Source organism: Psychrobacter sp. ASPA161_6, assembly GCF_051970285.1.
Classification (GTDB): Bacteria; Pseudomonadota; Gammaproteobacteria; order Pseudomonadales; family Moraxellaceae; genus Psychrobacter; species Psychrobacter glaciei.
Genome location: NZ_JBEFNJ010000002.1, coordinates 425,848 through 443,564, shown reverse-complemented (window position 1 = coordinate 443,564; position 17,717 = coordinate 425,848). Strand labels below are relative to the sequence as shown.

Genomic DNA, 17,717 nt, shown 5'->3' with positions numbered 1-17,717 from the left:
GGTTGTCTTATGCTAGAGCTCCGCCATCTTAATACGTTAACTGCATTACGAGCGCATGGTTCACTTGCTGCGGCTGCCGATGAGCTGCATGTGACAGCTTCTGCAGTCTCGCATCAGCTAAAAGAGCTAGAGAATTATTACGATATTAGCTTGGTCAATCGCCGTACACGTCCGCTGACTTTTACGCCAGCTGGCAAGACGGTATTGGCATTGGCAGACAGCATTATGCCGCAGGTTACCCGTACCAAATCCAACCTTAAACGCTTAGCGCATGGTCAAGCGGGTAGATTACGCCTAGCATCTGAGTGTCATAGCTGCTTTGATTGGCTAATGCCGATACTTAATCATTACCGCCGCGAATGGTCGGATGTCGAGCTGGATTTTGCGACAGGTTTTGAGCCTGAGCCGCATCATTTATTAATGGAAGGTGATATTGATCTACTCATTACGACCAGTGATTTACCGATAGAGGGCATCAGCTATCAGCCGTTGTTTGAGTATGAGAGTCGCTTGGTGCTATCGCCAACGCATGATTTGGCGGTGCAGAAGTTTATTGAGCCGACTGATTTGACTGAAGAGACCTTGATTGCCTATCCGGTAGAGGCCAAGCGTCTCGATATCATTGCCAATTTTATGACGCCAGCTCAGGTCAGTTTTGATAGTATTCGTACGACAGAGTTGACGGCGATGCTGATTCAGCTGGTCGCTAGTGAACGCGGTGTGGCAGCATTGCCCGATTGGGTCGTTGCTGAATATGAGAAAAAAGGCTGGGTCGTCTCGCGACCGCTAGGTAATGGTGTGCATTGCCAGCTGTATGCAGCGACACGCACGTCAAGTCGAGATACGGCGTATATGCAAGGATTTGCCAGTTTATTGGAAGGGATAGTAAAGCCGGTGTAATATTTCGCTATTTACTAAATTATTCCAGTTAAGAAATATCGTTCGCTCTCTTACGTCATGACGAGCATTATGGTAAATGACGGTTCCCTAGTGAGGACTTGAAACTTCAGCTATAACCCACGTGATTCCAATAGATATAGACTTTTATATTGAATCAATGTACATCTGAGTGTACTTAATGGGCTTGGCTTAATGGTTTTTTGACTAGGTTATTAGGTAGTCATTAATAATAAGGGTAATTCACCGTTGACTATTCGACATATGTTTCAGTGCTGGCAACCCAATAAAGGCTCATGTCTTCTTCTTTTAGAGATGCCATGTCAGTTGTACGGCCTTCATTATCAATAAACTCAATTAAGTACACAGGGGGATTTTGATCAAAAATATGTACTACAGTACCCAAATGACCTGCTCTGATATCGTCTTGAATATTTTTTGACACCTTAATGACATCGTTTATATTCAACATACTGCTAAGCCTTATATTTAATAACATCTTTTATTGGAACATATTTGGTGCGCTATACAGGCATCGAACTATAGGTTATATATGTATTAATTAGACTTCTTGCAGCCGTTGGAGCTTCGGTGTTGAAAGTCAATAAAAATGGTACTTGTGTAAAAGGTTTAATAAACTATGATTTTTGGTAAACCTGAAGAATTCGCTTTGTATGTTGATACTATCCAAGAACGAAGTAATGAATTTAATGACCTAGAAGGCATAAGTGGTATTTGGTTAAAGAATAGATTATTCGTTACTAACTCAGGTTTAATTTCGTTACAAAGAGATTTCGAAAACATTATTGAGACAGCACCGCAGCTTATAGAATGTTCAAACCTTTACATGCTTGATAATCTAGATATTCTAAAGGAAATATTAAAGAAAAGATTTCCTAACTGGTGTGCAAATTCAGATATAGAGTGGGAAGAAAACATCGATGAATGGCTTGATATCGCAGAGACTACTCAATATGATATTTGTCTTGAAAGTTGCACTATGGGAAATGCGCTAAGTTATTACTTATTTGCTGTAAAACATGATGATATGGTAAAAATATTAATGTATATAAAAAGCAAAGAACATGATTTCTTTAATTTCGGAACGATAGTAGACAGTGATCTAGAATGTGTAGAAATATCGTATAGAGAATTTCAGACTATAATTGGCCAATTAGAAAGTTTTATAAAAAAAAGTAGACTTGATATTTTAGGTCGTTAATTTTTACTCTTAATACATTAAAAATAAAATTTTTTGTTTGAGCTGACAGTCCGCAATCAGTCAATAATAGTAGGATAAGAAATAATCCCTGACGCAGCGAGTAATTATGATCTCACCATATCAGAAATAGCCCTAATTAGGGTATACCCTATCGGAACCACCTAAAAGGTGCCAAAAACCAATTAATAGACCACTTAAAATAGACTGCAATAAAAGAACTACTCAAATCAGACCATTAAGTGAGTAATATCTATCGAAGGTTACAAAATCAGCTTAAACAAATAAAAGCCAAGCGCCGTTGCCAATAATGTCAGTCCCACATGTAGACCGATGAGCGCCAATCCTGCCAGCAAACGGCCGTCATTAATAAAGGTAAAGACCTCCGCGCTAAAAGTGCTAAACGTCGTCAGCCCACCCAAAAAACCAGTGATTACGAACAGCCTAACATTGTCAGACAAGCCGCTACCCATGCGCCCGAACCACACTAGAGCGAGCCCTATTAACAAGCCGCCCAACACATTAGCGCCCAACGTACCTAGTGGTATCCAATGATGCAGCGGATTAAAGCGCGCAAGCCAGCCTCGAAAACACGCGCCCAGTGCGGCGCCTAAACCAATCGCAATCCACTGCATAGATCATCCTTAGGCTTAATAAAGGTTAACGAATAGCGTATTGAGAAAGTCATCTTTAAACCGCTGGTAGCTCTGTCATCGGCCAGCGCGGCACGCAGCTCACCGCCAAATCATCTGACTGTCCCGCTTGCAGGCGCTCGTAACCGGCATAAGCAATCATCGCACCATTGTCCGTACATAATGCTGGCGGTGCATAATGAACCGTCGCGTTTATCTTAGCCAGCTCAGCTTCTAATGTCTCGCGCAGATGAGTATTGGCACTGACGCCACCCGCAATCACCAAACGGTTCATCTCTGCTTGCTTGAGCGCTTTGATGGATTTTTTTACCAGTGTATCGACCATCGCGTGTTGGAAACTGGCAGCGATATCCGCGCGAACTTGTGGATCGCTGTCCGAGACATTACTCGAACCACCTGAGCATGGCGTGTCTTTGATAAGGTTATGCACGGCCGTTTTCATACCGCTAAAGGAAAAATCCAAACCACGGTGTAACATCGGTCTTGGTAAACTGTAAGCATTTGGGTTGCCAGTCTCTGCCAGTTTGGCGATATTGGGGCCACCAGGATAAGGTAAGCCCAACATTTTGGCGGCTTTGTCAAAACACTCACCTGCTGCATCATCGATTGACTCACCCAATATCTCATACTGACCCACACCACGTGCGGCGATAAGCAAAGTATGCCCACCAGACACTAACAGCGAGACAAAAGGAAAGGCTGGAGGGTTTGCACCCATGAGCGGTGCCAACAGATGACCTTCCATATGATGGATACCAATCGCAGGAATGTCTAAGCCATACGCCAAGCTGCGTCCAAACAATGCACCCGTCATTAGAGCGCCAATAAGCCCGGGGCCTTTGGTATAAGCAATCGCATCAATCTCGCTTTTCTTGACGTCGCACTGCTCGAGCAACTCATTAAGCAAAGGCACCAGCTTGCGAATATGATCACGGCTGGCAAGCTCAGGTACAACGCCGCCGTAGAGTGCATGCAGCTCTATCTGTGAATACAATACCTGTCCAACCAGACCTTGATTGTCGCTGTTCATTTGCTCACTATCAAAAATCGCCAGTCCCGTCTCATCACAAGAGGTCTCTAAACCCAATACCTTCATACTTTTGCCTTTACACCTTTATTTTCGAGCTGCTTTTTGCCGTTTTTTTATCTTACATCACTTTAGGAATTTGAATAGCGAATAAAATAAGCCAAATACTATTTCTAGGGCGTGTCATCATTTAGATTGTGAGACTTAAAATGAGGAAAATTGCAGCCAAACAAGGAAGAAATTGCCGTAAATATGAACATATTGACAAGATTTCTGACGATGTTTGGCTAAATTTAGCCATTTTAAGACCACTAAATGTATTCATGTGCTAATTGATGACACGCCCTAGTTCAACAAATGATTTTCGCACAGTCAGTCATCTTCGTTAAGGTTGATATCAATAAAAAACGGGCATAAAAAAACCGCCATTGTCAGTCACAATGACGGTCAGTTTAACAAATTTCAATGGCTAATATATGCCATTAAGCCTTATTAGCTCACAGATGCTAGCATATAATCAACCGCTGCATGCACTTGCGCTTCAGTGACGCCATTTACCGCTTGCGCTGGCATTTTATTAAAGCCTTTAGCGGAGTGACTATACAGCGTTTCTTTATCCTTGGTCAGACGAGCCGTCCAAGCCGCCGTATCGCCATATTTTGGCGCATTGAGCAAACCAGCAGCATGACAAACCTGACAGTTTGACTCATACAGTTTAGCACCAGCATCAGCAGCCAGCACTTCAGGCTCAGCAACAGTTTCAGGTGCTACCGCTTCTTCAACTATCATGTCGGTAAACTCTGTTTCTGCTTCAATCACAGGCTCAGGCATCGTGATTTCAGGTTCTGCTACGACTGTCTCTTCAACGGCAGTATTAGTATTAGCAGGTTCATTGGCTGCTGTAGTCTCTTCAGTGGCCGTGTTATCGCCACTACAAGCACTCACTGCAAATATCACGCTCATACTGATTACAGACAATCTCAGTTTCTTCATATACGACTGAATATCAATCATGGTTTTACCCTTACTTAATAAGTCTGTAATCGGTTAATAATGCATTATATAAGCTCAAAATACTTGCCTATACTACTAATGACTGTCTAAGAGTTCGTTCAGCACTAACTTATTCAGCAGTGGTTGCCGCTGCATCTTCAGTAGCCATATCAGTGCTGTCAGTAGTCGGAGCAGCAGCTGTATCAGCACTATCGGTAGCCGTTGCTTCTGCCATATCAGTATCAGCCATACCGGCTTCAGCAGTAGTAGCACCATCGACTGCCATACCGTCTGCAGTCATATCCGCAGCTGGCATCGGGGCGGTTTCTGGAAACTCCATTTCTTCAGCAGGTGGGCCATTTTTGATCGCAAGTGCCGCTGCTTCATCAACGCGATCTTTTGCATATACTTCATGCTCTTTGTCGCCACCACAAGCGCTCACGCTCGCACCCAAAGCAACGATAAATGCTGTGCTCAACACCGTACTTAATACTGTTTTTTTCATGCCAACATCCTCAATAAAATACACATAAAACGGTTCATATGCTTACTAGGGTCTATTTGATATTCAAACGTGGTGCTGGCACTCACTATTTTTTAGACAATATGCAGTGAAATTGTTGAAGCCTAGTCATTCTAGGTTAAACCATTTCGCCATATATTGGCAAAAAATAGCCCTGCCCTCCACTCGAGCACAGCTCTTGCCTTGCGAACGGGCAAAGCAGTGCTTTGCTCTATCCGTTCTCAAGGCTGATGCTAAAATTACCCCAACCGTTGTTGAAAACCTAGCTAAGGTCTCGACATTATCGTCGGTTTTCGCCTAGTTTGAGTTAACTTTAGCCATCAGCAGCCCTAATATTTGAATATCAAACAGACCCTATAATATGGAAATTATCATAGCATAAACTCCAACCAAACCGTTATAGACTGTAGGGACTTTTTATTCACGGTAAATTTTGTGCCCTGACTCAATCTAAAGCAAGACAGTTGCGCCTAAATACTCATCTAAGCAAATAACATATAGACAATAAACCATTAAAATCGTTGACTTTGTTGGTATTTTTTATTAAAATACCTGCCCTTGTGCTAATGCGCAAGAATTGTCCTAGTTTGAGCTGATGCCAGTAATCTTGAGATATTACGGCTAAATACTAATACACAGCCAAGCTAATGCCCTTATATCTCATCCTAATCGAGGAGTCTTCATGCCTGCAGTTAAGGTTAAAGAAAACGAACCAGTAGATATCGCTATCCGTCGTTTCAAACGTGCTTGTGAAAAAGCTGGCGTATTATCAGACGTACGTAAGCGTGAGTTTTATGAAAAACCAACGCAAGTACGCAAGCGCAAAAAAGCAGCTGCCGTAAAGCGTTATAAAAAGAAATTACAACGCGAAACTATTCGTACCACTCGTATGTACTAATCAGTAATCTGATTTAGTTACGTACAAGCGCTACACTAACGCCACTGTTATCCATTGATATCAGTGGCGTTTTTTATGCTACAATTTTTGTTATTACTGCTGATACATTTTTTATCAAAGCCACTTTTTTTATTAAAGCCACTTTTTTATTAAAGCCCCGATCAGCAGGTTTTGCTCTAAAAACCTAACAAACAACATATGACAAATAGCATTTAACAGATAAATAAGGATGATAGCAGTGAGCCAACTTAAACAGACTTTATCAGACAATATCAAAGTTTCCATGAAAGCTCGTGAGCTTGAGCGCGTTAAGGTATTACGTAACGTACAATCAGTCATCAAGCAAATTGAACTTGATCGTCAAATAGAGCTCGATGATGCAGGCGTACTCGAAGTTTTACAGAAGCAGCTTAAACAACGCCAAGAATCGCTTGGTATTTTTACCGAAAACGACCGTGATGACTTGGCAACCAAAGAGCAGTTCGAGATCGATATCATCAATGAGTTCATGCCACAGCAAATGAATCAAGACGAGATCATGGCATTGGTAAATGCCGAGATTGCCACGCAAGGTGCTACTTCTATGCGTGATATGGGTAGTGTGATGGGCGTGCTAAAGAACAAAACCGCTGGTCGTGCTGACCCTGCGCTCATCTCTAAGCTGGTAAAAGAAGCTTTGCAAGGTTAATACTTTTTATGGTCAACATCGTTGCTTGAGACTGATGTGCCGTAGCTATAAATGATGAACATATAAACACAACCGCCTAAGGCTTAAAGTCTTTGGCGGTTTTTACGTCTTTGATTTCTGCATTAATACTTGCCAAGAGCGGACGCGCACTATTTGCTTGCGCGGTCGTTTGCATGCTTTCAGCCAATCGTTTGGCCTGCGTTAAGGAAGTAAGCGCACTTTCATAGCGCCCATTCCATAGCTGATCATGGCTGCGATAGCGCAATGCGTTAATTGTCGCGATGTTGGCTAGCTGCGGGGAGTCAGTCGTTTTGGCAATTTTCTCATTGGCAAGTTGTAAGCTTTGCCATGCATAACGATCGCTTGGTTGCTGCTGGGTCAAAGGTTTTAACAAAGCTTGTGCTTTGGTCGGCTGATTACTGTTCGTCAACGCTTCGGCTAAATACAAGCGCAAATCACGGCGCTCTGGGTAAACACGCTGCTGACGCTCTAATACTTCGGCGGCTTGCTGCCATTTGCCTTGTTCACTCAGCATTTGGCTATGCGTAATCGACAACAATGGCTCTAATGACTGGCGCTGCGCCGCTGGTAACACGACAAGTTCCGCCAATATGTCATTGGCATCAGTAAAGCGTTGTTGCTCGCTATACCAAGTCATCAACGCCAATTTGGCTCCTAAGCTGTTTTTGGCAGCCGTTGTCAGTATGGTCTCAGACGCATGCTTACCTGTACTTTGGACGCGCCAATAAAGCAAATCAAACTGCACTTGATGACGCTGCTGCTGGCTTAATGACATGGCGGGATACTGCTGGGCGCGGCTCTGTGATTCGCTCAAACGTTCATTGCTTAAGGGATGCGAACGTACAAAACTGGGCAAAAACAGATTGGCTGTCTGATTAAGTTGGTTTTTTTGATTCATCGTGGCAAAGAATCTCGGCATCGCGCGTGGGTCATACCCAGCTTGGGTCATAATTTGCATCCCTACCCGATCGGCCTCGCGTTCGTTGTTGCGACTAAAAGCCATGCTGCTATTCATTAGTGCTGTTTGGCTGCCCATCAGTACTGCTGCTGTGGCGTCACCATCGACCGCTGATGCGGCAATCGCAGCCAGCATACCGCCTATTTGCATCAGCAAGGCTTTCTTACGTTCATCAACGCCACTCTCATAATGGCGTTGGCTAATGTGCGCCACTTCATGAGCGACGACACTAGCCAATTCATCCATACTACTCGCAGCCAGTATCGTCCCTGTATTGATGCCAATGACGCCGCCTGGCACTGCAAAAGCATTAATACTGGGATTGTCGATAATGACCAAGCCCAAGGGCGCTTGCTCACGCGCTTGTGCATTGAGCCGCCACGTCATTTCTTTAACCGTTTCTTGCACCCAAGGATCATGCTCCATTTTTGCGCGACCATTGATACGCTGTAATGACCATTCACCAAGCAGCTTATTTTGATACTGTTCCGCGAAGCTCAGTCCTTGCCCGCGTAAATTGGGTAAATCGAGCGCTTCTGCCGCTGGTGTTTGCCATGAGTTATAGGCAAATGGCGCAGCAGAATTTTCGCTACTATTGGCGCCAGTTGTCAGAGCCAATAATACAGCCGATAGCCCTAGCTTGATTGCATGAGGCATAAGCAAACGACCTGTTTTTTGTTTGGATACAAACAATATCATTTTCTGTATATCCTTAACGATGGCGCACTCATTCAATATATTGCTGCCTTGTCTATAGTCGGTTCAGTATAATTTGGATACAAGGAAGGCGAGTGAAAGTACTACAAGTAGTAGACTAAGCAAGCTTGACACCGTATCCAATTTATAGAGGATTGACTATACCAAGCAGTGACTGTCTATTAGAATGATACAGATGCGCATCTTACCCGCTTGATAATAACGTAATTTTGACTATACGAGCTTGTTTATACAAGGTCAATTCTAGTCTGTATTTAGCTACCAATAACTCGGCTGTGCGTCACTATTGTGCAACATGACAATGTAATTATTGATGGTCAATTTTTGGTTTGATTGTTGATAGCATTTTTAGCCGTCAGCCTTGAGTAGTCATTCTAGTGAGCCAAACATTACGATGACTATATTCAACTGCAACTGCATCGCGGCAATTTGCTATAATAACGAATGGTGGCGAAATGTCCACATTAGTGCCTTTTACTTAATAGACCCAACATATTAATAAGTTAATATTAATAAATATGGTCTATTAAATTCTCTACGGCTACCAACTCAAGTTTTAATATCTCAAGGTTTTTTATGTCTGCTGACAGTCAGTTAATTACCGCACAAGGGTCTTACTCTGTTTGTTTGTCAGCAAGTTTGCCTGATACGCAGCAGCATGTTATTAAAGAGTTATTAGACTTATTGCCTACTGGTCATACGGGTAATATGGAGTTGGATGGCACGACAGGCTCCGCTCAACCGATTCTTAATATAAAAAGTTGGGTAGACGGGCGTGGACTTGCCTGCCCGATGCCACTTTTAAAAACCAAAGTGGCACTACGCGATGTAGCAGCTGGCGAGTCGTTATATGTGGTGGCAACCGACCCTAACTCGAAAGCGGATATCACCGCTTTTTGTCAGCAAAGCAAGCAAGCTAAAATGACGCCTAGTTTGGGATTAACGATGAGCGAAATGACCGAAAAAGTACTGGTTGATGGCGCTACATCACAGCGTTTCGATACAATATATCACTTCATCATTACTAAAACTGATAGCAACTAAGCGTCGCTATCCTTTACAATTACAACAATAAAGATTTTTATCTGACTGTTTGTTTATCTATTTAACCAAGGTCAAGAATATGGCTACTACCGCTAATGATGCTGCGAAAACACGTAAAAAAGATGGCGCAGCGCCTGAAAAAAACGAAGCGCGCGATGCAGCCCTAAAAGCTGCTGCCGCGCGTCCACCTTATGATGCGAGTGCATTTGAAGATACGAGCACTCGTGACTTAGTCCCAGCGATGCCAACGCATTTGTCAGCGCCTGGGGTGAATTTGGGTGCTTATATTAATACTGTGCATCAAATCCCTATTTTAACCCCGACGCAAGAGCAAGAGCTTGCCCATCGCTATTATGATGAAGGCGATGTCGAAGCAGCACGCTTGCTCGTTATGTCGCATTTGCGCTTTGTGATTCACATCGCGCGCAGTTATTCAGGCTATGGTTTACCACAAGCAGATTTGATCCAAGAAGGCAACTTGGGGTTAATGAAAGCCGTCAAGCGTTTTGATCCGAATAAAGGCGTGCGTTTGGTTTCTTTTGCAGTGCATTGGATCAAAGCGGAAATTCACGAATTTGTGATTCGTAATTGGCGCATTGTAAAAGTCGCGACCACCAAGGCGCATCGTAAGCTGTTCTTTAACTTACGCAGTCTTAAAAAGACCAATAACCAACTCACCCTTGAAGAAGCAGATGCCATCGCCAATGACTTAAATGTTACGCGTAAACAAGTGCTTGAGATGGAATCACGTCTCACCTCTTATGATGCGTCATTTGAAGCGCAATCTAGCGATGATGACGATGGCCGTTATGCGCCGCAGCTGTTTTTAGAAGACGGTATCGATCCTGCTGAGATGGTGGAAGAATCAGATTGGGAAGAAAACAACTCATCGGCATTGATTGCGGCGATGGATACCCTCGATGATCGTTCACGCGATATCGTTGAGCAGCGCTGGCTGTCTGAGCAAAAATCAACCTTGCACGAATTGGCAGCGGTTTACTCTATCTCGGCTGAGCGCGTACGCCAAATCGAAAAGAACGCTATGGATAAAATCCGTGAGGCGATGACTATCGATAGTGTCATTTTACCCAATGACATTCAGTAAATCGTCCCCTATGCGCTATTACCACCGCGCTATTGACAGGCTTGAATGATAATACGAGTTTTCGCATGGTAAATTGGATAGGTATTGCAGCGATCAATATGGCCATTGCTGTTGGCTTAGGCGCGTTTGGGGCACATGGTCTCAAAGGTATGGTCAGCACTCAGCAGCTTGAGTGGTGGCATACCGCAACACTCTATTGGTTTGTCCATGCACTCGGTTTATTGCTGGTCGGCATACTTGTCCGTCTAAATTATACGACTCAGACGAGTGCATGGTTGCTACAAGTTGGCGTCATTATATTTGCTGGCAGCCTGTATGCGATGACATTGGGCGCACCGCTTTGGTTTGGCGCAATCACACCTATTGGTGGTGTTTTGATGATTGCAGGTTGGCTATGGCTTGCTGTCTCAGCGTTCCGCTTGAGCAAGGTAGCCAGCTAAATATAATCAAAATATTCTAAAGACGCGACGGTATTGCTGATATCAATTTTTTGTAGCCTCTGTCTGCGTAGGCATAGCAAGCAAGAAAAATTGATATCAGCATTGAGTGATTTATCGATATTACTTTTCACTGACTACAGTAAAGTGATTAACAGCTGCGAGAAAGATAGATAATAATGATGTGACTGAAAGATATGGCAAAAAAAGGAATTTTAATCAATTAAGGAGTACATTTTATGAGTACCATTAGCGTTAATGGTAAACATCTACAGACCACCCATCAGACCGTGCAATTGGTCATCAATGAGCTTGGACTGAGCGAAGGTCGCTATGCAGTCGAGGTCGATGGAGATCTGATCCCAAAGAGTGAGCTGGGTCAGCTACGTATCACTGAGGGGATGAATATTGAGGTGGTACAAGCAGTTGGTGGCGGCTAGTTGTTCATTTCCTAGCGACCTCCAAAATACTAATTGAGCAATATCAGTAGCTACAACAAGCAAAAACTTATTAATAACATCCTCTCTTTCGTTAAATGATGACGGGATGATAAGCAATAAAAAGACCTCAACGTTAGATACGTTTGAGGTCTTTTTTATTGCTTATTACGTCGTTACTCAATCAATGGGCTATTTATATTATTTATTCATATAGTCGATTCAATTTAAAAGTAGTACAAGGCAACCGAGTGTAGATGTATATGTGATACTTCAAGCGAGGTTAACGCTGTAATACTTATATAGTGGAATGACTATACTATTTATGGGTTTATTAGCCACTATATATTGAGCATCAATCATAATAAAACTAAACGGCTGGCGCTACATCAGCGGTGCTGAGATCTTCATAGCGTCCGTCACGCCCTGCACCCTGAGTCTTTTTACGCTCTTGACGGGTTTTATACTTACGTACTTGTCTATCAAGCTTGTCTGCCATCTCATTAATGGCTTTATACATATCATCCTCAAGCGCTTGGACAAACATTTCTTGACCTGAGACTCGCATAATCGCTTCGGCTTTATGGCTCTTTTTACCACCATCACTTGCGCCGCTATTGTCTAGCGATAAGATCACTTTAATACTTTGTATCTGATCGAAGTGACGCTCTACTTTTTCAAGTTTTTCGCGAACCGCTTTGTCCATTGCATCGGTAACACTGATATGGTGACCACTGATAGAAACATTCATATTATTGTCCTTTTATTTATGACTTACAATCAACAGATGAGGTGGCATTCCTACCCTTTTCATCTTGCCTTACCAACGACCGCTACAAAATTTTCGGTAAAAACTGACATATCCTTATATTGCCAATTTAGTATCGCCATTTTTTTACCAAAAAAAAATTTGCGTCGTTTTTGTCCTTGGTATGACTCTAATTTGTCATGAAAACCTGATAGTAGCAAGACAGTAAATTGTAATTAAATGTAATAAAAACTGTTGTTTCTTGCAGGTTTCTATATAATCAAAAAATTTTATTTTTTATATTTATAATCAGGTATATTGAAATTTTCCTGACTTTGAGGATAAGTCATTGAATCATGACAATTAATATTTTTGTTTGCGCTGGGCAGATGAGCCAATATTCATCGCTTCACGATATTTGGCCACCGTTCGGCGAGCAATATCGATACCTTCAGAAAGCAGCTGATCTTTTATGCGATTGTCAGACAGCGGTTTTTTGGGGTCTTCATCCGCTATCAGCTTCTTAATCATCGCGCTGATAGCCGTCGAGGAGATGTCGCCATCGCTACTACTGACATGCGATGAGAAGAAATGCTTGAGTGAAAACAAGCCTTGCGGTGTCAAAATGCTTTTGCTAGTGGTCAAACGCGAGACGGTCGATTCGTGTAAATCAACCTCTTCAGCGATGACTTTTAAGATAAGCGGTTGCATGGCAGTCGCGCCGTGCTGCAAAAACTCTTGCTGATAGCGCACGATACTGGTCGCTACCTTTAACAGGTTTTGATTGCGCTCTTCGATACTACGAATAAACAGCCGCGCATCGGTGAGATTTTCACGCAAATATTGATTGTCAGGGCTGTCATCGCCACGTTTGACCAAATTGGCATATTCTTGATTGACCCGTAGTTTTGGTAATGTCTCAGGGTTCAGTCGTACTTGCCAGCCATCTATTTGTGCAGTAGCATTGGCTCTGTTGCTATTATTGGTGTTCTGAGTATTATGGCGACGGATAGGCGTAACCAGCACATCAGGAATGTCATAACTGGCAGGCGGTTGAGCGTAATCTGGCTGATTGCTTTGAAACAGCAAACCTGGCGAAGGGTTTAAGCCGCGCAGTAAGTTAAGCGCAGGGGTAATGTGCTCAGGTGCCAACCCTGTCCGTTCAGTCAGCGCTTTGATATTATTACTGACTAAATGTTCACTGGCGGACAATAGCGCTTGCGCCTCTTTGAGATAGTCAGTATCAGCATCGAGCTTGACCAGCTGAATCGCTAGACACTCACTCAGATTGCGCGCACCGACGCCCAATGGATCGCACGATTGGATAACGCGCAGTACCGCCATGACCTCATCATGCTCAACGCGCTCCTCCCATTGATAAAAGCTTGCCATGGTCTCAAAGCTTTGTAACAGCTCATCAATATCAAGGCGCACAAAGCCCATATCATCCATCGAGTCCATCAGATATTCTGCAATCAGCATGTCCGTCTCCGAGAGACGCTTAAAGTTAAGCTGCCAACGCACATGATCCTGTATCGTGGCGCAGGTAGCACCTTGATAACGATCAAACTCATCATAATCTGATTTTGCTAAAGCACTAGAAGCACTGCCAGCACTAAAATGACTGGCATCAAAACGGTCAGTATCAAAGCGACTATCGTCATCGTTATCTAACGCTTGATAATCTGTCGCACCCTCATCGATACCTGACTGCTGTAGTTTATCAAAGCTATCCGCTGAACCATCACTGTAATCGCCCGTACTATCATCGTCATAGCTGGAAGTAGATGACGCGGTAAATGAATCAGCGCTAGCAGCTTGGTTCCAAGTATCGAGGGTTAATGGCTCGCTAAAGTCATCTACCATCGTATCGTTATTGCTCTCGTATTCGTCTTCCTCATCCTCGATACGTTCAAGCAGCGGATTACTATCCAGCTTGGCCTGAACCTCTTGTGCGAGCTCAAGACTAGAGAGCTGCAACAATTTAATGGCTTGCTGCATTTGCGGGGTGAGCTTTTGTGATGTACTTAGCGTGGTCGCCAATCCGAACGACATACTCATAGGTAGCTTATTACACTCCAATCGTGGTGATATAGTCTATAGTTAATTTACTCTAAATCAGATACGGCGTTAGGCTTGCTTAGTCCACTGTTTGTAGTACTTCCAATCGCCTGCTTTGTATCTAAATTATATTGAACCGACTATATGTTATGCTGATTAAGGTCGTGAGTTCATATTATCAGGTCATGACGATAGCATTTTTTGCCACAATTTTGCTATGATAATTTATACCCCATGCGCACGAGCTTTTAATACCTTTCTTATAAAAATACCTAGATACAGATTTTACTGCCTAAATGAATCAAGATTTCAGCACATATAACCTGTTAATAATGACAAGCTTATTATGATAAGAAAGATGAGATAAGCGCCTTGTCAGCTCAAGAATAACTGAGGAGCAAACTATGAATAATCCTATAAATAATACGCAATTCACCATTGCTGCGATCCAAATGAACAGTCAGCAAAACACGGATAACAACTTAGCTGATATAAAAGCCGCCATCATTGATGCCCGTGCCCAAGGTGCTCAGCTGGTTGTGTTACCAGAAAACTGCTGCAGCATGGGTGAGCAGTTTGCCACTGCTGAGCAATTTGATGCACTATCAGCGACGTTGGCGGATTACGCTCGTACCTACGGTATTTATGTGCTGGTCGGCTCTCTGCCCTGTGTTTATCGCCCAGATGGCATGGTCGTACCTGATGGTAGATTGCGTCAAGTCAGCCAGTTATTTGCCCCTGATGGCAAACGGGTAGCACGCTACGACAAAATTCATTTATTTACAGCGACGGTGGCAGATAAGCAAGGCAACTATAATGAAGCCGCCACGTTTGAGCCGGGCACACAAACCATCATCGCACCGATTGAGGTAAATGATGCCGTGTATCAACTGGGGATGATGGTTTGTTTTGATTTGCGTTTCCCCGCCTTGGCTCAGCGTTTGCGCCAAGCGGGTGCTGACATATTGAGCGCCCCGTCAGCCTTTACTTATCTGACGGGGCAAGCACACTGGTCGCTGTTGCTACGTGCGCGGGCGCTAGACAGTCAATGTATGGTCATTGGCGCAGCACAAGGCGGTGACCATCTCTACAAAAATGGGAATACACGGCAGACGTGGGGACATACCGCCATCACCGCTTTTGATGGCACTATTATAAATAGTTATGATGATAGTGCACTGAGTAAGCAGGCTGTGGGCGAAGAAGCTGTTGTTCAAGAACAGCAAAATTATGAAATCGTCTTGGCAACTTTTGATAAGTCTGCCCAAGCGCAAGGTCGGCAAAAGATGCCTATCTTTGACTGCCATCGTTTGGCTTAAGGGTAGCGCTGGTTTGTTTACATAAGCGGCTTTAGGGTTTGAATGTCAGTCTTTAAACTTTACGTTGAGTCTTTGTCATTCTGCGCATGAGTCGCGCGCGGATGGGCGCGATCATAGACTTGCGTAAGCTTAGCAAAATCCACATGGGTATAAATTTGTGTGGTGCTAATGTCGCTATGCCCAAGCATCTCTTGTACCGCACGCAAGTCGCCACTGCCCGACAGCATGTGCGAGGCAAAGCAATGGCGCAATAGATGCGGATACATATTTTGGGCAATGCCTGCCCGCGTTGCCGCGACTTTTAGACGTTGTTGCACTGCTCGCGTTGACAAGCGTGTGCCCAATTTCTCACTGATAAATAATGCGGTGTCCATCTGCTCTACCCACAGGTTACGATGCGGTAGATAGCGCGTAATCGCTTCTGCTGCTTTGACGCCCAATGGTACTAGGCGCGTCTTATTGCCTTTACCTGTCACTCGTACCCGCAAATCAGACAAATCCACATCTGCCATATCTAGGGCGACCAACTCGCCGACACGCAGACCACTGCTATAAAGTAGTTCAAACATCGCTTTATCACGCAACCATAAGCGCGCTTGCTCCGGCGTATCAGGGATTTCTTGATCCAGTAGTTGCGTCAGTAAATCCACGTCAGCGATCGACGGTAGTGGTCGAGGGCTGCGCTTAAGCTGATAGCCGGTCGTTGGATTGATACGTGCTAAATCCTGTTCGATCAACCATCCATAAAAGTGGCGGATGGCGGACAGCTCTTGCTGGACACTAGCAAGTGCCAGCTTATCTTCATCGAGTCGTTGGCTGATATGCTGGGCTAATTGACGCTTATCACAGCGCGTCCACGTCAAACGCTTGCCGCGTAAAAACAGCGCCAGTTGGTTCAGTCCCGCAAAATAAGCGGTCAATGTATGAGGTGAATGATTGCGCACTGACAAAGTGTTTAGCCAACGATGTACTGGTGCGAGCAGCTCTCGTAACGAAGCGTCTGACTCGATAGTGGCGGCCAGCTCAGCGGATAGCCACGATTTTGACTTGGAATCTACTGTAGGCGCTGTCGTCATTGTCTATCAGCTATCAGCACTGGGCTTGATGCCCGCTTGCGCCATCAGACCATCTGGGCTAAATACGCCCTCGTAGACAAATGCCGTTGGCCCCGTCATCATGACCGAATAGCCCGGCTGCCATTTGATAATCATGCTACCGCCATAGAGCTGTGCGCGCACATCTTCGCCTTCATCGAGCCAGCCTTCACGGATACCGACCGCCACTGCCGCACATGCGCCAGTACCACAAGCTTGGGTCTCGCCGACACCGCGCTCATAGACACGTAGACGAATATGACGCTGGTTCATCACTTGCATGAAGCCGACATTGACACGGTCGGGAAATGCCGGATGTGACTCAATGGCTTTGCCCAAAGTTTCAACATCGGCATCGAGTACGTTGTCGACTTTTATAACGGCATGCGGGTTGCCCATATTGGCAACATAGAGCTGCACAGGCGTCCCATTAACGTCTAGGTGGTAAGCGTTTTGGATCTTGGTGGTGGCTCTTGGGGTAAATGGAATCTCGTTTGGCTCAAATTTCGGCTTGCCCATATCGACTTCTACCCAACCATAACGATCAGTGGTCAAAGAAATAATACCGCTCGCTGTCTCAACACGCAGACGCTGCTTAAATGACAGTTTACGTGCTTGTACAAAACGCGCAAAACAACGTGCGCCATTGCCACACTGCTCGACCTCGGTGCCATCAGTATTAAAAATACGATAACCAAAATCGACATCAGGGCGCATGGGCGGTTCAACCACGAGCAATTGATCGAAGCCAATGCCCAAATGACGATCACCCAACAACTGCACCAAATCCTTGGTTAATTCTAAGCGCTGGGTCACCAAATCGATGACCATAAAATCATTGCCCAGACCATGCATTTTTGTAAATTCTATGAGCATAT

General features: G+C 44.2%; 19 protein-coding genes. 9 read left to right on the top strand and 10 right to left on the bottom strand.

Going from position 1 to position 17,717, the window contains the following annotated elements; genetic code table 11:
• Positions 1-9: 9 nt before the first annotated feature.
• A complete protein-coding gene (locus ACTQ9T_RS07950) occupies positions 10-900 on the top strand; it encodes a LysR family transcriptional regulator (RefSeq protein WP_440464704.1) in 891 nt (296 codons plus the stop codon).
• Between the two features lie 250 nt (positions 901-1,150).
• Here ACTQ9T_RS07950 and ACTQ9T_RS07945 read toward each other — a convergent pair whose 3' ends face one another.
• Complete coding sequence (locus tag ACTQ9T_RS07945; RefSeq protein WP_415228517.1) at positions 1,151-1,369, bottom strand: DUF4926 domain-containing protein; 219 nt, start codon at positions 1,367-1,369, stop codon at positions 1,151-1,153.
• A 168-nt stretch (positions 1,370-1,537) separates the two neighbouring features.
• On the opposite strand from ACTQ9T_RS07945, the gene ACTQ9T_RS07940 reads away from it, so the two are divergent.
• Positions 1,538-2,119 (top strand): Imm42 family immunity protein, encoded by a 582-nt coding sequence (locus ACTQ9T_RS07940; RefSeq protein ID WP_194197461.1) that lies wholly within the window; start codon positions 1,538-1,540, stop codon positions 2,117-2,119.
• Positions 2,120-2,379: 260 nt separating this feature from the next.
• Here ACTQ9T_RS07940 and ACTQ9T_RS07935 read toward each other — a convergent pair whose 3' ends face one another.
• From ACTQ9T_RS07935 to ACTQ9T_RS07920, 4 genes are all read right to left on the bottom strand, one after another.
• Positions 2,380-2,751: a CrcB family protein gene (locus ACTQ9T_RS07935; RefSeq protein ID WP_440464703.1), complete on the bottom strand. Its 372-nt coding sequence runs from the start codon at positions 2,749-2,751 to the stop codon at positions 2,380-2,382.
• A gap of 55 nt (positions 2,752-2,806) precedes the next feature.
• A complete protein-coding gene (gene tsaD, locus ACTQ9T_RS07930; protein WP_440464702.1) occupies positions 2,807-3,865 on the bottom strand; it encodes a tRNA (adenosine(37)-N6)-threonylcarbamoyltransferase complex transferase subunit TsaD in 1,059 nt (352 codons plus the stop codon).
• A gap of 423 nt (positions 3,866-4,288) precedes the next feature.
• On the bottom strand, positions 4,289-4,810 hold the full coding sequence (locus ACTQ9T_RS07925; protein ID WP_440464701.1) for a c-type cytochrome: 522 nt from the start codon (positions 4,808-4,810) through the stop codon (positions 4,289-4,291).
• Between the two features lie 109 nt (positions 4,811-4,919).
• Positions 4,920-5,294, bottom strand: coding sequence for a hypothetical protein (locus tag ACTQ9T_RS07920; RefSeq protein WP_440464700.1), 375 nt, complete (start codon positions 5,292-5,294; stop codon positions 4,920-4,922).
• 700 nt (positions 5,295-5,994) lie between these two features.
• Between ACTQ9T_RS07920 and rpsU the strand changes: the two genes are divergently transcribed.
• Together rpsU and ACTQ9T_RS07910 are read left to right on the top strand one after the other, a co-directional pair.
• Positions 5,995-6,210, top strand: coding sequence for a 30S ribosomal protein S21 (gene rpsU / locus ACTQ9T_RS07915; protein ID WP_010195908.1), 216 nt, complete (start codon positions 5,995-5,997; stop codon positions 6,208-6,210).
• Positions 6,211-6,448: 238 nt separating this feature from the next.
• Positions 6,449-6,898: a GatB/YqeY domain-containing protein gene (locus ACTQ9T_RS07910; protein ID WP_194620723.1), complete on the top strand. Its 450-nt coding sequence runs from the start codon at positions 6,449-6,451 to the stop codon at positions 6,896-6,898.
• Positions 6,899-6,974: 76 nt separating this feature from the next.
• Here the strand turns inward: ACTQ9T_RS07910 and ACTQ9T_RS07905 are convergent, their stop codons facing one another.
• Complete coding sequence (locus tag ACTQ9T_RS07905) at positions 6,975-8,534, bottom strand: M48 family metalloprotease (protein ID WP_440464699.1); 1,560 nt, start codon at positions 8,532-8,534, stop codon at positions 6,975-6,977.
• Between the two features lie 636 nt (positions 8,535-9,170).
• Between ACTQ9T_RS07905 and ACTQ9T_RS07900 the strand changes: the two genes are divergently transcribed.
• The 4 genes from ACTQ9T_RS07900 to thiS all read left to right on the top strand — a co-directional run bounded on the left by ACTQ9T_RS07900 (position 9,171) and on the right by thiS (position 11,620).
• Complete coding sequence (locus ACTQ9T_RS07900; protein WP_440464698.1) at positions 9,171-9,638, top strand: sulfurtransferase TusA family protein; 468 nt, start codon at positions 9,171-9,173, stop codon at positions 9,636-9,638.
• Between the two features lie 241 nt (positions 9,639-9,879).
• Positions 9,880-10,743, top strand: a complete 864-nt coding sequence (rpoH, locus tag ACTQ9T_RS07895; protein ID WP_201574459.1) for an RNA polymerase sigma factor RpoH — start codon at positions 9,880-9,882, stop codon at positions 10,741-10,743.
• 65 nt (positions 10,744-10,808) lie between these two features.
• The gene (locus ACTQ9T_RS07890) at positions 10,809-11,183 is read left to right on the top strand and encodes a DUF423 domain-containing protein (protein WP_440464697.1); all 375 of its coding nucleotides are present in this window, start codon (positions 10,809-10,811) and stop codon (positions 11,181-11,183) included.
• Between the two features lie 236 nt (positions 11,184-11,419).
• On the top strand, positions 11,420-11,620 hold the full coding sequence (gene thiS, locus ACTQ9T_RS07885; protein WP_010195929.1) for a sulfur carrier protein ThiS: 201 nt from the start codon (positions 11,420-11,422) through the stop codon (positions 11,618-11,620).
• A 367-nt stretch (positions 11,621-11,987) separates the two neighbouring features.
• On the opposite strand, the gene hpf is transcribed toward thiS, so the two are convergent.
• A complete protein-coding gene (gene hpf / locus ACTQ9T_RS07880) occupies positions 11,988-12,368 on the bottom strand; it encodes a ribosome hibernation-promoting factor, HPF/YfiA family (protein ID WP_010195932.1) in 381 nt (126 codons plus the stop codon).
• A gap of 360 nt (positions 12,369-12,728) precedes the next feature.
• Positions 12,729-14,426: an RNA polymerase factor sigma-54 gene (gene rpoN / locus ACTQ9T_RS07875; RefSeq protein WP_440464696.1), complete on the bottom strand. Its 1,698-nt coding sequence runs from the start codon at positions 14,424-14,426 to the stop codon at positions 12,729-12,731.
• A 404-nt stretch (positions 14,427-14,830) separates the two neighbouring features.
• Here rpoN and ACTQ9T_RS07870 point away from each other — a divergent pair, with 404 nt between their 5' ends.
• A complete protein-coding gene (locus ACTQ9T_RS07870) occupies positions 14,831-15,745 on the top strand; it encodes a nitrilase-related carbon-nitrogen hydrolase (RefSeq protein ID WP_440464695.1) in 915 nt (304 codons plus the stop codon).
• Positions 15,746-15,804: 59 nt separating this feature from the next.
• Here ACTQ9T_RS07870 and ACTQ9T_RS07865 read toward each other — a convergent pair whose 3' ends face one another.
• Positions 15,805-16,821, bottom strand: coding sequence for a tyrosine recombinase XerC (locus ACTQ9T_RS07865; protein WP_440464694.1), 1,017 nt, complete (start codon positions 16,819-16,821; stop codon positions 15,805-15,807).
• Between the two features lie 6 nt (positions 16,822-16,827).
• Positions 16,828-17,715, bottom strand: a complete 888-nt coding sequence (gene dapF / locus ACTQ9T_RS07860) for a diaminopimelate epimerase (RefSeq protein ID WP_010195942.1) — start codon at positions 17,713-17,715, stop codon at positions 16,828-16,830.
• Between the last annotated feature and the right edge of the window lie 2 nt (positions 17,716-17,717).

What these genes read in the sequence shown, in the direction of transcription:
- ACTQ9T_RS07950 (WP_440464704.1), top strand. Translation starts at nt 10, where the DNA reads ATGCTAGAGCTCCGCCATCTTAATACGTTAACTGCATTACGAGCGCAT.
- ACTQ9T_RS07945 (WP_415228517.1), bottom strand. Translation starts at nt 1,369, where the DNA reads ATGTTGAATATAAACGATGTCATTAAGGTGTCAAAAAATATTCAAGAC.
- ACTQ9T_RS07940 (WP_194197461.1), top strand. Translation starts at nt 1,538, where the DNA reads ATGATTTTTGGTAAACCTGAAGAATTCGCTTTGTATGTTGATACTATC.
- ACTQ9T_RS07935 (WP_440464703.1), bottom strand. Translation starts at nt 2,751, where the DNA reads ATGCAGTGGATTGCGATTGGTTTAGGCGCCGCACTGGGCGCGTGTTTT.
- tsaD (WP_440464702.1), bottom strand. Translation starts at nt 3,865, where the DNA reads ATGAAGGTATTGGGTTTAGAGACCTCTTGTGATGAGACGGGACTGGCG.
- ACTQ9T_RS07925 (WP_440464701.1), bottom strand. Translation starts at nt 4,810, where the DNA reads ATGATTGATATTCAGTCGTATATGAAGAAACTGAGATTGTCTGTAATC.
- ACTQ9T_RS07920 (WP_440464700.1), bottom strand. Translation starts at nt 5,294, where the DNA reads ATGAAAAAAACAGTATTAAGTACGGTGTTGAGCACAGCATTTATCGTT.
- rpsU (WP_010195908.1), top strand. Translation starts at nt 5,995, where the DNA reads ATGCCTGCAGTTAAGGTTAAAGAAAACGAACCAGTAGATATCGCTATC.
- ACTQ9T_RS07905 (WP_440464699.1), bottom strand. Translation starts at nt 8,534, where the DNA reads ATGCCTCATGCAATCAAGCTAGGGCTATCGGCTGTATTATTGGCTCTG.
- ACTQ9T_RS07900 (WP_440464698.1), top strand. Translation starts at nt 9,171, where the DNA reads ATGTCTGCTGACAGTCAGTTAATTACCGCACAAGGGTCTTACTCTGTT.
- rpoH (WP_201574459.1), top strand. Translation starts at nt 9,880, where the DNA reads ATGCCAACGCATTTGTCAGCGCCTGGGGTGAATTTGGGTGCTTATATT.
- ACTQ9T_RS07890 (WP_440464697.1), top strand. Translation starts at nt 10,809, where the DNA reads ATGGTAAATTGGATAGGTATTGCAGCGATCAATATGGCCATTGCTGTT.
- thiS (WP_010195929.1), top strand. Translation starts at nt 11,420, where the DNA reads ATGAGTACCATTAGCGTTAATGGTAAACATCTACAGACCACCCATCAG.
- hpf (WP_010195932.1), bottom strand. Translation starts at nt 12,368, where the DNA reads ATGAATGTTTCTATCAGTGGTCACCATATCAGTGTTACCGATGCAATG.
- rpoN (WP_440464696.1), bottom strand. Translation starts at nt 14,426, where the DNA reads ATGAGTATGTCGTTCGGATTGGCGACCACGCTAAGTACATCACAAAAG.
- ACTQ9T_RS07870 (WP_440464695.1), top strand. Translation starts at nt 14,831, where the DNA reads ATGAATAATCCTATAAATAATACGCAATTCACCATTGCTGCGATCCAA.
- ACTQ9T_RS07865 (WP_440464694.1), bottom strand. Translation starts at nt 16,821, where the DNA reads ATGACGACAGCGCCTACAGTAGATTCCAAGTCAAAATCGTGGCTATCC.
- dapF (WP_010195942.1), bottom strand. Translation starts at nt 17,715, where the DNA reads ATGCTCATAGAATTTACAAAAATGCATGGTCTGGGCAATGATTTTATG.